14 protein-coding genes and 2 pseudogenes are annotated in these 13,040 nt (G+C 70.9%); 11 read left to right on the top strand and 5 right to left on the bottom strand.

What is annotated here, in order from left to right; all coding sequences use genetic code 11:
• Window positions 1–33: 33 nt before the first annotated feature.
• Window positions 34–642: an NAD(P)H:quinone oxidoreductase gene (gene wrbA / locus AB0G15_RS32970; RefSeq protein WP_362847343.1), complete on the top strand. Its 609-nt coding sequence runs from the start codon at window positions 34–36 to the stop codon at window positions 640–642.
• A gap of 62 nt (window positions 643–704) precedes the next feature.
• On the opposite strand, the gene AB0G15_RS32965 is transcribed toward wrbA, so the two are convergent.
• Complete coding sequence (locus AB0G15_RS32965; protein ID WP_362847340.1) at window positions 705–1,406, bottom strand: TetR family transcriptional regulator; 702 nt, start codon at window positions 1,404–1,406, stop codon at window positions 705–707.
• Between the two features lie 284 nt (window positions 1,407–1,690).
• On the opposite strand from AB0G15_RS32965, the gene AB0G15_RS32960 reads away from it, so the two are divergent.
• Window positions 1,691–1,819: a hypothetical protein gene (locus AB0G15_RS32960; RefSeq protein ID WP_362847337.1), complete on the top strand. Its 129-nt coding sequence runs from the start codon at window positions 1,691–1,693 to the stop codon at window positions 1,817–1,819.
• Between the two features lie 46 nt (window positions 1,820–1,865).
• A complete protein-coding gene (locus AB0G15_RS32955) occupies window positions 1,866–4,586 on the top strand; it encodes a LuxR C-terminal-related transcriptional regulator (protein WP_362847334.1) in 2,721 nt (906 codons plus the stop codon).
• A gap of 1 nt (window position 4,587) precedes the next feature.
• On the opposite strand, the gene AB0G15_RS32950 is transcribed toward AB0G15_RS32955, so the two are convergent.
• Window positions 4,588–5,304, bottom strand: a complete 717-nt coding sequence (locus AB0G15_RS32950; RefSeq protein ID WP_362847332.1) for a hypothetical protein — start codon at window positions 5,302–5,304, stop codon at window positions 4,588–4,590.
• Window positions 5,305–5,453: 149 nt separating this feature from the next.
• Here AB0G15_RS32950 and AB0G15_RS32945 point away from each other — a divergent pair.
• The 6 genes and pseudogenes from AB0G15_RS32945 to AB0G15_RS32920 form a co-directional block, all read left to right on the top strand.
• A pseudogene (locus AB0G15_RS32945) lies at window positions 5,454–5,705 on the top strand (zinc-binding dehydrogenase); the annotation flags it as partial.
• Window positions 5,706–5,808: 103 nt separating this feature from the next.
• On the top strand, window positions 5,809–6,405 hold the full coding sequence (locus AB0G15_RS32940; protein WP_362847330.1) for an HXXEE domain-containing protein: 597 nt from the start codon (window positions 5,809–5,811) through the stop codon (window positions 6,403–6,405).
• Window positions 6,406–6,417: 12 nt separating this feature from the next.
• Window positions 6,418–6,609: pseudogene (locus AB0G15_RS32935) on the top strand (TrmO family methyltransferase); the annotation flags it as partial.
• Between the two features lie 17 nt (window positions 6,610–6,626).
• Window positions 6,627–7,445, top strand: a complete 819-nt coding sequence (locus AB0G15_RS32930; RefSeq protein WP_362847327.1) for an SDR family oxidoreductase — start codon at window positions 6,627–6,629, stop codon at window positions 7,443–7,445.
• Window positions 7,446–7,465: 20 nt separating this feature from the next.
• Window positions 7,466–8,143 (top strand): carboxymuconolactone decarboxylase family protein, encoded by a 678-nt coding sequence (locus AB0G15_RS32925; RefSeq protein WP_362847324.1) that lies wholly within the window; start codon window positions 7,466–7,468, stop codon window positions 8,141–8,143.
• A gap of 310 nt (window positions 8,144–8,453) precedes the next feature.
• Window positions 8,454–8,738, top strand: coding sequence for a hypothetical protein (locus AB0G15_RS32920; protein ID WP_362847321.1), 285 nt, complete (start codon window positions 8,454–8,456; stop codon window positions 8,736–8,738).
• 34 nt (window positions 8,739–8,772) lie between these two features.
• Here AB0G15_RS32920 and AB0G15_RS32915 read toward each other — a convergent pair whose 3' ends face one another.
• The 3 genes from AB0G15_RS32915 to AB0G15_RS32905 form a co-directional block, all read right to left on the bottom strand.
• Window positions 8,773–9,330, bottom strand: coding sequence for a CGNR zinc finger domain-containing protein (locus tag AB0G15_RS32915; protein WP_362847318.1), 558 nt, complete (start codon window positions 9,328–9,330; stop codon window positions 8,773–8,775).
• Window positions 9,331–9,562: 232 nt separating this feature from the next.
• The gene (locus tag AB0G15_RS32910) at window positions 9,563–10,564 is read right to left on the bottom strand and encodes an alpha/beta hydrolase (RefSeq protein WP_362847315.1); all 1,002 of its coding nucleotides are present in this window, start codon (window positions 10,562–10,564) and stop codon (window positions 9,563–9,565) included.
• A gap of 361 nt (window positions 10,565–10,925) precedes the next feature.
• Window positions 10,926–11,354, bottom strand: a complete 429-nt coding sequence (locus AB0G15_RS32905; protein WP_362847313.1) for an organic hydroperoxide resistance protein — start codon at window positions 11,352–11,354, stop codon at window positions 10,926–10,928.
• A gap of 360 nt (window positions 11,355–11,714) precedes the next feature.
• Between AB0G15_RS32905 and AB0G15_RS32900 the strand changes: the two genes are divergently transcribed.
• Together AB0G15_RS32900 and AB0G15_RS32895 are read left to right on the top strand one after the other, a co-directional pair.
• Entirely contained in the window at window positions 11,715–12,365 is a 651-nt protein-coding gene (locus AB0G15_RS32900; protein ID WP_362847310.1) for a molybdopterin-dependent oxidoreductase, read from the top strand.
• On the top strand, window positions 12,322–12,978 hold the full coding sequence (locus AB0G15_RS32895; RefSeq protein ID WP_362847307.1) for a cytochrome b/b6 domain-containing protein: 657 nt from the start codon (window positions 12,322–12,324) through the stop codon (window positions 12,976–12,978). The genes AB0G15_RS32900 and AB0G15_RS32895 overlap by 44 nt, the downstream gene beginning before the upstream one ends.
• The last annotated feature ends 62 nt before the right edge of the window (window positions 12,979–13,040 follow it).

Below are 13,040 nucleotides of genomic sequence, written 5' to 3'. Positions count from 1 at the left end.
ATCGGTCGAGATCGACCAGAAAGGAAACCAATCGTGGAACCCGTGAACGTCGCGATCATCTACTACAGCGCCACCGGCACCGTGCACGCCTTGGCGCAGGCCGTCGCCGAGGGCGCTGAGAAGGCCGGCGCGCAGGTGCGGCTGCGGAAGGTCGCCGAACTGGCTCCGCCGGAGGCGATCGGCGCCAGGCCGGAGTGGGTCCAGCACCTGGAGGACACCGCTGATGTGGCCGAGGCCGGCCATGAGGACCTGGAGTGGGCTGATGCGGTGCTGTTCGGTACCCCAACGCGCTTCGGCAACCCGGCCAGCCCGCTCAGGGCGTTCATCGAAACCACGGGTCCGCTGTGGTTCCAGGGCAAGCTCGCGGGCAAGGTGTATTCGGCCTTCACCGCCTCCAACACCGCCCACGGCGGGCAGGAATCCACCATCCTGGCGCTGGGGAACACCTTCTACCACTGGGGCGGCGTCATCGTGCCTCCCGGCTACACCGACCCCGTCCAGTTCCAGTCGGGCAACCCCTACGGCACCTCCCACGTGGCCGGCACCGGGGCGCCCACCGAGGTGACCTTGGAGGCCGCCCGCCACCAGGCCCGCCGCGTCGTCCACATCGCGGCCACGCTCAAGGCCGGCCGTAACGCCTGATCCAGAGTGGCACCTCGCATTCCGCAGATCCAACTCCGTCTCAAAATCAAGTCTCACGATATTTAGATTTTGAGATGGCGATAGACGGTCGCCCTGGAGACGTCGAAACGGGCAGCTATCTCCTCGCCGCTGCGGCCTTCGGCGTACAGGGAGCGCACCTGGGCGATCTGCTCCTCGGTGAGGAGGGCGCGCCGTCCGCCATTCCGTCCCCGGGCGCGGCCGCGGGCCCGGGGGGCGGCCGGCTCGCCCAGCAACGCCCGGGCGCCGCCCAGGATCAGGCTTCGCAGCTTTTCCGGCGGCGCGTCGCGGAAGAGCAGCACCGGATCGGCCAGCCCGGCGACCACCTGGCAGGCGCGCACCCGCTGCTCGATCCCGCTGGCCGGCCCGGCCACCAGCTCGTTGGCCAGGGCGATCGCGGTGCGGAAACGGTCCGCGATCGGCGCCTGCACCAGCAGTGTCATGTCCTTGACCAGCATGGTGAGCGTCTGGCGGTGGCGCAGGTGCACATCGACGTAGCCTTCGATCGCCCGCCACCGCACCTCCTCGGCGCTGCCGCAGGACTCGGCCGCGGCCAGCACCGCCTCCAATTCGTCCAGCAGTGGAATGGTGAGCCGGCGGAGGATCTCCTCCTTGGAGTCGAAGTGGTAGTAGAGGGCGGCCTTGGTGATGCCCACCTCGTCGGCGATGGCCTGCATGGAGGTGGCACGGTAGCCGCGGGCGGCGAACAGGACGCGCGCCGCCTCCAAGATCCGCTCGAATGTCATTCGATCTCACTTACCTGTGGTCAGTTCTTCCGCTAGAGTGCTTACCGGAAGTCAGTTTATTGCTGTAGGGATGATCTGCATGCGGACCAAGGTGTCCCTTACTGCCGCCGGCGTCCGGTGTGCTGGCTACCTCTACCTGCCGGCCGATGCCGCGCCGGTGCCGTGCGTGGTGCTCTGCCGCGGTCTCAGCGGGACGATGGACCGGCTCTTCGACTACGCCGAGCGCTTCGCCGCAGCAGGCTTGGCGGCGCTGGTCTTCGACTACCGGAGTTTCGGCGAGAGCGATGGAGAGCCGCGCCAGATCCCCGATCTACCCCGGCAGCCACTTCACCTTCTACACCGACCTCGGCTTCCGGAGCCGGGTGGTCACCGAGCAGGTCGGCTTCTATCCCCGGACATTTGCGACAATGTGAGCTTTTGCCGCGGGTGACATCGCGCACCTGCGTTCTTGGGAGAACCATGCTGCACGGACGTCAAGCGGAGCAATCTGTCATTGCCGAGTTGGTCGAAGGCGGGTGCGGTGCACTGGTCGTGCGCGGCGAGGCGGGCATCGGCAAGTCGGCCCTGCTGGAGTGTGCTGCGGCTGGAGCGCGGGCGCAGGTGTTAAGGGTGTCCGGTGTCGAGTCCGAGGCCGATCTGCCCTTCGCCGCGCTGCACGTACTGCTGCGTCCCGTCCTCGATCACGTCGAGGTGCTGCCGCGCCAACAGGCGGAGGCGCTGCGGGGTGCGCTCGGCCTCGGCGGCACCACCCGGGGCGACCGTTTCCTGGTCGGGCTCGCGACGCTCAACCTGCTGGTGGAGCTGTCGGCCGCGGATTCGGTGCTCTGCCTGGTCGACGACGCGCAGTGGTTGGACGGCGAGTCGGCCGACGCGCTGCTGTTCGCCGCGCGTCGTCTGCATGCCGAGCCCGTCGCCGTTCTGTTCGCCGCGCGGGACGAGGATGTGCGGGACGGCGGGTTCCCCGCCCGGGGGCTGCCCGAGTTGCGGCTGCGGGAGCTGGATGCCGAGGCGGCCGGCAACCTCCTCGCCGAGCAGGCGGCGGATCTGCCGCCAACCGTGCGCGACCAGCTGGTGACCGAGGCCGGGGGCAACCCGCTGGCGCTGATCGAGCTGCCCCGGATGCTCCCCCCTGAACAGCGCAAGGGGCCCATGGCTCCGCTGGCCTTCTTCGCCGGTACGGCGCAGCCGGTGACGGACCGGGTGCTGAGGGGCTTCCGCGACCGCGTCTCGGCGTTTTCCGCCGCGACCCGCTCGTGCCTGTTGGTGGCGGCTTTGGACCACCACGGCGGGTTGGAGGTGCCGGCACGCGCGGTCGGCCGGCTCGGGGCCTCGCTGGTCGACTTCGCTGAAGCCGAGCGCGCGGGTCTGGTCCGGGTGGGGCCGGAGGGCGTTGCCTTCCGTCATCCGCTGGTGCGTACGGCGGTACTGCTGGCCTGCGACATCGGTGACCGGATGGCCGCCCACCGGGCGCTGGCCGAGACCGCCGACGGCGACCGGCGCGCCTGGCACCGGGCCGCGCTCGCTCTGCAGCCCGACGAGGAGGTGGCCGGGGAACTGGAGGACCTGGCGCTGCGCGCGCTGCGCCGCGGCGGGCAGGCGGCGGTGTCGGCGGCCTACACCCGCGCGGCCGAGCTGTCGCCCGACCCGGGCCGGGCCGTGCGCCGCTGGACCGCCGCCGCCCAGGCCGCGATCGAGGCGGGCCTGTGGCAGCGCGCGGGCGAGCTGGTGGCCAGGGCGCGGCACCGGGCCGAGACGGTCACGCTGACAGGTTCGGCCCAGGCGGAACTCGCCTACGTGCGCGCCAAGCTGGAGGTCGAGGCGGGCCGGCCGCTGGATGGGGTACGGCTGCTGCACCACGGGGCCGAGGCGACCGACGACCTGCCCGGCAAGTTGTCGCTGCTGGCCATGGCGGGCTACTACACCTGGGCCAGTGCCGCCCACCCCGACCAGCTCACCCTGGCCCGCCGTACCGAGGAACTGTGCCCGGACGGCGAGGGGCCGGTGGAGGCGGTGCGCACCGTCAACCACTCCTTCCGCCGGGTCCTGGAGGGCGACGCCACCCCCACGCTTCTGTCCGGCAGGACGGGACGGGACGACCACATCCCCTACGAGCTGCGCTGCCTTCAGGTGTTCCAGGGGATCGTCGGCGAGGAGGTCGCCGGCATGCTCGACGCCCCCACCGCGCTCGTCGAGGAATGCCGGGCGGAGGGACGGCTGGGGCGCCTGCCCCAGGCCATGGTGATCCTGGCCATCGCCGAGGTGCTCGGCGGCCGGCATCCCGCCGCGCGGGCCACGGTGACCACGGGTCTGGTCCTGGCTTCCGATGTCGGCCAGCCGATGTGGCGCGGCTACCTGGCGGGCATCCACGCCTGGCTGTCGGCGGTCGCCGGGGCGCAGGAGGAGTGCGAGGCGATGGCCGAGCAGGCGATCCGTGACGCCGACCACCGTAGGTGGATGCCCGGAGCCGGTTGGGGGGAGTGTGCCCGTGCGATCCTCGACCTCGGGCTGGGCCGCTACGAAGCGATGCTCGACCGGGTGGACCGGGCGATGAGCGGTCCCACCAGCCATGCCTTCCTGTGGCGGTACTCCTGGCCCGACTACATCGAGGCCGCTGTCCGCGCAGGAAGGCGACAGCGCGCCCAGGACCTGCTCCACAGCTTGGCCGCCTCCGCGGAGGCGACGGGCCGGACCGCACCGCTCGCCCTCCTCCAGCGGGCGCGTGCGCTGCTGAGCCCCGACAGCGCGGCCGGGGCGCTGTACGAACGGGCCCTGGCCCTGCACGCCCAGGACAGGCAGCCCTTCGACGAGGCACGCACCCGCCTGGTCTACGGCGAATGGCTGCGCCGCAACAGGCGGCGAGCCGAGGCGCGCGCCCAGCTCCAGGCCGCCATGGAGGCCTTCGGCCATCTGGGCGCCACTCCTTGGGCTGCCCGTGCCGCCACCGAGATGCGCGCGACCGGGCTCAGCCTGCCGGACCGCTCGCAGGCCGCAGATCCGCTGGCCGTGCTGACTCCGCAGGAACTGCAGGTGGTACGGCTGGCCGTCACCGGGGTGTCCAACCGCGAGATCGGCGCACGGCTGTTCCTGAGTCCCCGCACCGTCGCCTCCCACCTGTACAAGGCCTTCCCCAAGCTGGGGGTGGCCTCTCGCGCCGAGCTGGCCAGGCTGGAGCTGGCGTAGGTCAGACCCGGCGGTAGATGATCGGCTGGGCGGCGATGCCGTTGGCCTCGAAGTTGGCCAGCACGAAGCTGCGGAAAGTGGGCCGGAAGATCAGGCTGGGCAGGAAGGCGCGCCAGTTGGGCCAGCCGGCGTGGTTGATCAGCCCGTAGTCGGCGGGCTCGTCCTCCAGCGGCCGCATCAGCGCGGAGTTGGGCAGCGCGGTCTTGGCCTGGAACCACCCGGCGGTGTACTTCCACACCTTCAGCAGCGTCTCGCGGTCGTCGGCGTAGAAGTAGTTGAACAGGTAGCAGTGGTCCTGGCCGTGGTCCACGTCGCCGAGCCGGCCGGCGTTGTCGGCCACGATCTGGTGGGTACGGCGGGCGGCCGCGTGGAGCGTCTCGGCGAGTTCCCGGTAGGCGGCGCTCGCGCGCAGTTCCAGCGCGGCCTCCACGGACGCGGTACGGATCAGCACGACGACGTCGAAGCGCGCCGGCCGGATGCCCCTCGCGGCCAGCACCTCCTCGCCCTCGCCCGGCGGGCGCAGGACCGCGCGGAACACGTTCGCCTCGCGCGCCTCGATCCCCGAGGCCAGCGCCTTGAGCCGGGCGGCCAGTCGTGTGGGAGCGGACGCGAAAGGGCCACGCCAGGAACCGACCTCACCGGCCAGCATGACGAAACCGTCACCGGTCGGGGGCACCGTCCGGGCCTGGACGGCCAGATGGTCATTGATCAGCCTCATGGTGCCGACCGTAGCCAGAAGCCCGTGGGGGTCGCCTCTGTCACCTGACTGATGCTCGCCGACCGGTTACCGTGCTGATACCGGTGAGTTCGGGATCGCGCCTCGGTGGCGATGCGGCGGGGACGAGTGCGATCAGGACGAAGGCAGGGCAGCTCGGTGTGGGAACCGGTGACACGGTTCTCATCCATGCGGCGGCGGGCGGTGTCGGTACTCTCACCGTTCGGCTCGCGTGCCGACCGGGCGCGCGGGTCATCGGCACGGCGAGCGAGAAGAACCACGACTACCTGCGCGAACTGGGTGCCATCCCGATCGTCTACGGCCCCGGCCTGGCTGACCGGGTCCGTGATCTGGCGCCGGACGGCGTCGACGCGGCCCTGGATCTGGTCGGTGGCCAGGCCGTCGCCGCCGGCCTCTCGCCCTCCGTCAGGTGACTGATGTGCCCCGAGCACACGTCAGTCACCTGACGGAAGCGATGGGCATGGCGATCTTCTTAGAGTTCCGGCCATGGCCAAGCGACCTGAACCCTGTCCGGCGGCCGTCATGGCAATCCTGGCCGCCGCCTTCTGCACCTGGGCCCTGCTCACCCTCCCCATCCAGGGAGCCGTCATCCTCGTGATCGCCAGCGTGCTGGGCTGGAGCGGCTGGATCGCCTTCAGCTACACCCGCCCGGTGAAGTCCAGGAAGGTCATCGCCGTCTACCTGTGCGCGGTGGGTTTCCAGCTCATCCACATGGCCGAGGAGTACACCGGCGGCTTCCCGCACGAGATCGTCGAGCTGTTCGATTCGCCGCGTGACTGGCCGGAGAAGGAGTTCCTGCTCGTCTTCGTCTTCGGGTTCGGCGCCCTCTACTTCTTCGCCGGTGCCGGCGCGCTCTACCGCGTCCGCGTGGCCAACTTTTTCCTGTGGTGGTACGCCCTGGGCGCCGGCCTGCTCAACGGCGTCGCCCACTTCGTCTTCCCGATCCTCAAGGGCGGCTACTTCCCCGGCCTGTACACCGCCGGCGGCCATTTCGTCATGAGCGGGCTGCTGATCTACTTCCTCATCAAAGAGAACCGCCTGCTCGAAGCCGAGGAGCGGCAGGTTCAGGCGCCGGTCGGGTAGCGCGGCGAGAACCGGCCGAACCTGCTGGGCGTCTCGCGCTGCCGGCTACTTGCCGTGGACGGCCTGAACCTCCATGTCCGCGGCCTGGACGCCGTCGCCGGCAGCCCTGTCCTTGACATCAAGCCCTGCGTGGCCGAGTTCGGCCCGCAGGGCGAGACGGTGCAGCCGGAGTGGGCGATCGAGCTGATGCGTACCTACCACTGACCTGAAAGGAACCTCTCATGTCGAAGACCGTCCTGGTGACCGGCGCCTCCAGCGGAATCGGGCGCGCCACCGCTCTGCTGCTGGCCCGCGAGGGCTTCACCGTCTACGCGGGGGTGCGCAAGGAGTCAGACGGCCGAGCACTCGGCCCCACTGTCACACCCATCCTTCTCGACGTCACCGACGCCGGCCGGATCGCGGAGGCCGCCGAACGCCTGACCCACCTGGATGCCCTGGTCAACAATGCCGGCATCGGTGTCACCGGGCCGCTGGAGTTCGTTCCTCTGGACGCCTTACGCCGACAGTACGAGGTCAATGTCTTCGGCCAGGTGGCGGTCACCCAGGCGATGCTGCCGATGTTGCGGGCCTCGCGCGGCCGCGTGGTCACGGTCGGCTCGGTGGGCAGCTGGATCACATTGCCCTTCGGCGGTCCGCTGTGCTCCTCCAAGCACGCCATCCGCTCGCTGAACGACGCGCTGCGCATGGAGGTCAAACCCTGGCGGATCCGCGCGGTACTTATCGAACCCGGCTCCATTCACACAGACGCGGTGGACAAGCTGGAAGACGAGGTCGAACCCCGCCTGGCCTCCCTCGGCGAGCAGGGCAGGCAGCTGTACGGCGCTGCCTACCGCACCATGACCACCGCCGGGCTCAAGGAGGAACGCTCCGGCTCCAGCCCCGACGTGGTCGCCCGCGCCGTCCTGCACGCCCTGACCGCGCGCAAGCCCCGCTCCCGATACCCGGTCGGCAAGAAGTCCCGGTTGATGAGCACTCTCGGCCGCATCGTCCCCCAGTACACCCTCGACCGCTTGCGCCTGCGCGCCCTCGGCCTGTCCTGAACCCCGAACGGAGCACACCGATGCCCCAGCTCGCCGGAGTCGACGCCCTCGCCGCGCTCGACCCCGTTTTCGCCCGGCTCGCCGTCGGCGCGGGCCACAATCTGTGGGGCCTGACCTACCTGACCCTGCGTGAGAAGGCGTTCATCTGCCTGACCGCCGACCTGTGCCACCCCCACCTGGACCTGCCGCTGGCCATGCACCTGCAGATGGCCCTGGCCAACGGCGTCGAACCCGAGTCGATCCGGGAGCTCTACCGCCACCTGGCCCCCTACGTGGGTTACCCCATCCTCGTCCCGGCCTTCCAGCGTCTGGCCGAGCTCGGCCTCCCGGAAGCATCCGACACCGAGGCGATCCAGCCGGTGCCGCTGACCGGGCCGCTGGCCCGCGCCGTACGCGACCTTGAGGACATGGACCCGGGCCTGGCCGCCTTCACCGAGGACCAGCTCGCCCAGCGCTGGGCCCGCCCCCACCTCAGTGTCCGCGAGCGGGCCATCGCCTGCCTGGTCGTGGACGTCTTCTACCAGACGCTGGGCGAATCCCTCCACCTTCACGCCGAGCTGGCCAAAGCGGCCGGAGTGACCGAGGAAACCCTGCGCGACCTGCTCCGCGGCCTGGCCGAGTTCGGGCTGCCCCGGGCCTGGGCCGCCGCCGAGGTTCTCCTTCCTCGGCGGGGCTCCAGTTCGAGGGCGCCGGGCTGATGACCGCATCGGTCAACGACACCCCAGGTTCGCCGCCGTATCCGGCCCTTCTAATCGGATACCTATCCGTTTATGCTACGGTACGAACCAGAAAACGGATAGCTATACCTCGGGTTCGGTCCGGGTCGCCAGACGCTCCTTCGACGCCGTCGAGCCGCCGGGCGGCTACTACGGCTTCCACTGGTACGGCCGGGCGAAGCTCGCCAACCTCGCGTACACGCTGGATCTGGCGGAGCGGCTGCGAGGTAGCGGCGTCTCGGTCTTCGCCGCCGATCCGGGCGGCGCGGCCACCGACATGACCGACGGCACCATGCGGTCGCCCGAAATCGTCTCGCCGGGACTGCGGCTGCTGTGGCCGCTGGTCCGGCGAACCTTCGAACGCGCCACGTCCGGCTCCGCGTCGGTGGCGGCACGCCCGTCGATCCTCGCCGCGGCCGGCGCCTCACTCGACGGGCGGACCGGCCTGGTCATCGGGCCCGGAGTCCGTCCTGTCCGCCCCTTCGCCCCCGCCGCCGACCCGCGAACGGCCGAGGCCGTCCTGAGGCTCAGCCGGCGGCCGGCCCCGCTCGCTCCGCCCGCCGTCGCGATCGCCTGAGGCGAACCGCCGCCGTCCGGCGCGCCGGTCGCGGTCAGCGCGCGCCGGCCGCCCGCACCTCCTTCCTGCGCGCCCGGTAGGCCGCCGCTTTGATCTTGTTGCCGCAGGACTCCATGCCGCACCACTCCCGGCGCCCGCCGCGCGACCGATCAATGAAGATCTTGGTGCACTCGGGATTGGCGCACTCCTTCATCAGTGGCATCTCCGGTCCGCTGAGCAGCTCGATGGCGTGCCGGGCCACGGTGGACAGCGCCTGTGCCGGGGTCGCCTCGACCCACCGCCCCCCGGCTGTGAGCTGGGGTGTCGCCGGGGGCTTGCGAGCCGCCTCGTTCACCAGGGCGAGCGCCCGGTCGTCGTATCCGTCACCGGCCAGCCGGGAGGTGACCAGCCCGTAGACGGCCTCCCGCAGCGCCACCGCCCGGACCAGATCCGCTTCCGTGCAGGAGGAGACGACGTCGACGACGCCGGACTCCACGTACCAGGCGTCGAGCCGGTCCGGGGCGTCGAGCGTCTCCACGTGCGCCGTGCGGCGCGCGCGGACCGTGCAGGCGAAGTCGAGCGCGGGATTGCCGCACAGAAAGACATGATTCACATCACCAGTTTGACAGGTGACTCTCAGCCGTGCAATGTTCGTCACCATTTGAGCCGGTGACGAATCGGGAGAGGGCGCGGCGAAGTACGACCACGTGGTGGCAGGGGCGGGCGGCGTGCCGGCGGCCCCTGCCCGCCCCCGGGCCGCGGTCTTCTCCCAGCGGGTCGGGCAGGTCGCCGCGCGACGCGCGAAAGCCGCCTCCCCGCCGCCGGGGAGGCGGTTTCCTGCTCGCTCAGAAGCCGTCCACGTCGGCGACGGCCCTGGCGAACGCCTCCGGGGCCTCCTGCGGGACGTTGTGGCCGACCCCCCGCAGGGTCCTGTGCTCGTACGCGCCGGTGAAGCGCTCGCGGTAGGACGAGCCGTTCCCCGGCGGAGTGAACGGGTCGAGCTCGGCGTCGAGGGTGATCGTGGGCACGGAGATCTTCGGGGCCGCGGCGAGCCGCTTCTCGACGGAGTCGTAGCGGGGCTCGCCCTTGGCCAGGCTCAGCCGCCAGCGGTAGTTGTGGATCACGATGGGCACCCAGTCGGGATTGGCGAACGACGCCGTGGTGCGCTTGAGCGTGGCCTCGTCGAACTTCCACGTCGGTGAGACGCTCTTCCAGAGGAGCCTGACGAACTCCTCGCGGTACTTCTCCAGCCCGAGCCGCCCTCTTTCCGTGGCGAAATAGTACTGGTACCACCAGGCGTGCTCGGCCTGCGGCGGCAGCGGATCCCGGTTCGCCTCGAGGTTGGTGATCAGGTAGCCGGACACCGAGACGAGGGCCTTGCAGCGCTCGGGCCAGAGCGCGGCGATGATGTCGGCCGTCCGCGACCCCCAGTCGAAGCCCGCGAGGACCGCATTTTTGATCTTGAGTGCGTCCATCAGCGCGACGATGTCGAGGGCGATCGCCGCCTGCTGGGCGTTGCGGAACGTCGCGCTCGACAGGAAACGCGTCGTGCCGTGCCCGCGCAGGTAGGGGACGATCACCCGGTATCCCTGCGCCGCCAGCCGGGGCGCCACGTCGGCATAGCTGTGGATGTCGTACGGGAAACCGTGGAGCAGGATGACCGCGGGACCGGCGGGCGGGCCCGACTCGGCGTACCCGACGTCCAGCACGCCCGCCCTGACGTGCTTCGGCACGGCCGTCCCGGTGCGCCCCGGCGCGCCCGCCGAGGCGGACGCCGCGGGCGGGCCGGGCAGCGCCGCCGCGGCCGTCCCCGCGACCAGCAGTTTGGAAAACGTACGCCTGTCCATGGCACTCACCTTCGATATCGGAAAAAGGAACCGCGTTCAGAGCGCGGGAAGCGGAACGGGCGCGGTCGCGCGCAGCGGAACCCGCGGACTCGTGACGCGCCGGAAGTGCCTTCCGGCGTGGCGGGACGCCGAACGCCGTGAGGCGGGAGGCGGGAGGCGAGGGCCGCGGCCGATCCGGCTCGGCGGCCCTCGCCTCCCCCGTTCGCGCTGCGGGGTTCAGAACACCTGGGCGAAGCAGGCGATGGCGACGGCCAACGCGAGCAGGACCACCGACAGGGCCCTTGCGAGATTCAGGATGTGCGACACGATACTCCTTCCCTGCGGGGCGCCCGGCGCCCGGCGCCGCCGGTGAGGCGGGACGTCAGGCGACGGCGGTCGCCCGGATGGTGACCGGGATGTTGTCCCGGGTGGCCTTGGAGTAGGGGCAGATCCGGTGGGCGGCCGCGCCGAGCTCGTCGGCGGTCCGGGCGTCCACGCCGCCGAGTTCGAGGGTGAGGACGGCGCCGAGGCCGAACTCGTCGTCCGGGCTGTGGTTCAGGGTCACCTCGGCCGTGACGCTCGTGCTGGTCAGCCTCACCTTGCGCTGGGCCGCCGCCCTCCTGACCGCGCCGAGGAAGCAGGCGGCCCAGCCGGCGGCGAACAGCTGCTCGGGGTTGGTGGCTCCCCCGGCCCCGCCCAGCTCCTTGGGGATGGCGAGGGTGGTGTCGAGCAGGCCGTCGTCGGCCGTGACGCGGCCCCCGTTGCGGCCCTCTCCGGTGACGGTGACGACCGCGGTGTAGCTGGCAGCCATGGTGTTCTTCCTTCCTGGGGTGATCGGTCGTCCGAGCGGGCGCGCCCACTGGCGTCACCTGTTCGGCTGGTGACGATGCTGGCAGCACCAGACGTCACCTGTCAAACCAGTGACGCATGGGAGGGCCGGCACGCCGGGCGGCGGCGGTTCGCCACGGGAGGTGATCGGGCCGCCGGTGCCACTCCATTCACAAAAGTGTCGATACCCGGACAAACATGACGAAAGTCTTACGGCTCCCCGTCGCCGTTGGCTCAGCGCCGTCGCGGCTGCTCGAATGGCGAGGTGACCGATTCACGAGACGAAACTTCACGAGACGAAGCGGAAAGCGGCCCTCCCATCGCACGGCGGGTGATGTTCTCGATGCTCGCCGCCGGCGCCGCCGGCCTTGTGGCCGCGCCCTACCTGCAGGGCGGCTGGGAGAAGGCCCTCGGAGCCGTCTCCCAGAACGACCCCAGCGGGCTGACCGGGCTCCTGCCCAACCCGAGCGGCTTCCGCTATTTCAGCGTCGCGGGCTCGGTACCGCCGAAGGACCGGACGAACTACCGGCTGACCGTCGACGGTCTCGTCGACCGCCCCACGACGTACACGCTGGACGCCCTGCGCGCGCTGCCGCAGGCCCGGGTCGTCGGTGACGTGGAGTGCACCGACGGCTGGCGGGTCCCGAACACGCCCTTCGAAGGGGTGCCGCTCTCGCACCTCCTCGACGCGGCCGGCGTGCGGCCGGAGGCCAAAGCCGTCCGCTTCACCTGCTTCGACGGCGTGTACAGCGAGAGCCTCACGCTCGCGCAGGCGCGCCGTTCCGACATGCTGGTGGCCCTGAAGATGCAGGACAAACCGCTCTCGCACCCTCAAGGCGGGCCTGTCCGGCTGTACGCGGCACCGATGTACTTCTACAAGTCGGCCAAATGGCTCTCCGGCATCTCCGTGACCGACAAGGTCATCCCCGGCTACTGGGAGGAGTACGGCTATGACGTCGACGGTTGGCTCGACGGGGCCGACCGCTCCGTCTGAGCGCTCCGGGCGCGTCCTGCGGTTCACCCGCGCCGAGCGGCTGGTCCACCGCGCCACGGCCGGCCTCGTGCTGCTGTGCGCGGGGGCGGCGGCCTGCCTGTACTTCTCGCCGCTGGCCCAGCTGGTCGGCCGCCGCCACCTGGTGGTCGTCATCCACGAGTGGTCGGGGATCCTGCTGCCGGTGCCGTTCCTGCTCGGCCTCGCCTCGTCCGCGTTCCGCGCCGACCTGCGCAGGCTGAACCGGCTGGCGCGCTACGACGGGGAGTGGCTGCGCGCGGTCCGCAAGGGCTGGACCTCGCCCGACCGGCGGCCCGCCGGCAAGTTCAACGCCGGGCAGAAGATCTACGCGGGGTGGGTGGCCGGAACCGTGCCGATCATGATGTTCACCGGCCTGCTGATGTGGTTCACCGGGCTCCTGCCGGTGATCTCCCGGACCAGCGCCATCTTCGTGCACGACGTGACGGCCCTGGCCATCACCCTCGTGGTGCTCGGGCACATCCGGATGGCGTACCGGGATCCGCAGGCCCGGCGGGGCATGCGTACCGGGTACGTGGAAACGGCCTGGGCGAGGAGGTGGCACTCCAGGTGGGTGGAGAAGGGCCGCTGGGGATGATCAGGCCGGAGGCGAGGAACGCGAGAGGGCGCCGGCTTCCGCGCGGATCACGCCCGCTTCAT

Source organism: Streptosporangium sp. NPDC023825 (genome assembly GCF_040639575.1).
Taxonomy (GTDB): Bacteria; Actinomycetota; Actinomycetes; order Streptosporangiales; family Streptosporangiaceae; genus Streptosporangium.
The sequence above is the reverse complement of the archived record's forward strand: the minus strand, read 5'-3'. Positions and strand labels throughout refer to the sequence as shown.

Bases quoted from the DNA above. Each gene is read 5' to 3' on its own strand.
- AB0G15_RS32900 (WP_362847310.1), top strand. From the start codon at position 11,715: ATGCTCGCCGCCGGCGCCGCCGGCCTTGTGGCCGCGCCCTACCTGCAG.
- AB0G15_RS32905 (WP_362847313.1), bottom strand. From the start codon at position 11,354: ATGGCTGCCAGCTACACCGCGGTCGTCACCGTCACCGGAGAGGGCCGC.
- AB0G15_RS32920 (WP_362847321.1), top strand. From the start codon at position 8,454: ATGCGGTCGCCCGAAATCGTCTCGCCGGGACTGCGGCTGCTGTGGCCG.
- AB0G15_RS32910 (WP_362847315.1), bottom strand. From the start codon at position 10,564: ATGGACAGGCGTACGTTTTCCAAACTGCTGGTCGCGGGGACGGCCGCG.
- AB0G15_RS32930 (WP_362847327.1), top strand. From the start codon at position 6,627: ATGTCGAAGACCGTCCTGGTGACCGGCGCCTCCAGCGGAATCGGGCGC.
- AB0G15_RS32940 (WP_362847330.1), top strand. From the start codon at position 5,809: ATGGCCAAGCGACCTGAACCCTGTCCGGCGGCCGTCATGGCAATCCTG.
- AB0G15_RS32955 (WP_362847334.1), top strand. From the start codon at position 1,866: ATGCTGCACGGACGTCAAGCGGAGCAATCTGTCATTGCCGAGTTGGTC.
- AB0G15_RS32925 (WP_362847324.1), top strand. From the start codon at position 7,466: ATGCCCCAGCTCGCCGGAGTCGACGCCCTCGCCGCGCTCGACCCCGTT.
- AB0G15_RS32960 (WP_362847337.1), top strand. From the start codon at position 1,691: ATGGAGAGCCGCGCCAGATCCCCGATCTACCCCGGCAGCCACTTCACC.
- AB0G15_RS32895 (WP_362847307.1), top strand. From the start codon at position 12,322: ATGACGTCGACGGTTGGCTCGACGGGGCCGACCGCTCCGTCTGAGCGC.
- AB0G15_RS32965 (WP_362847340.1), bottom strand. From the start codon at position 1,406: ATGACATTCGAGCGGATCTTGGAGGCGGCGCGCGTCCTGTTCGCCGCC.
- AB0G15_RS32950 (WP_362847332.1), bottom strand. From the start codon at position 5,304: ATGAGGCTGATCAATGACCATCTGGCCGTCCAGGCCCGGACGGTGCCC.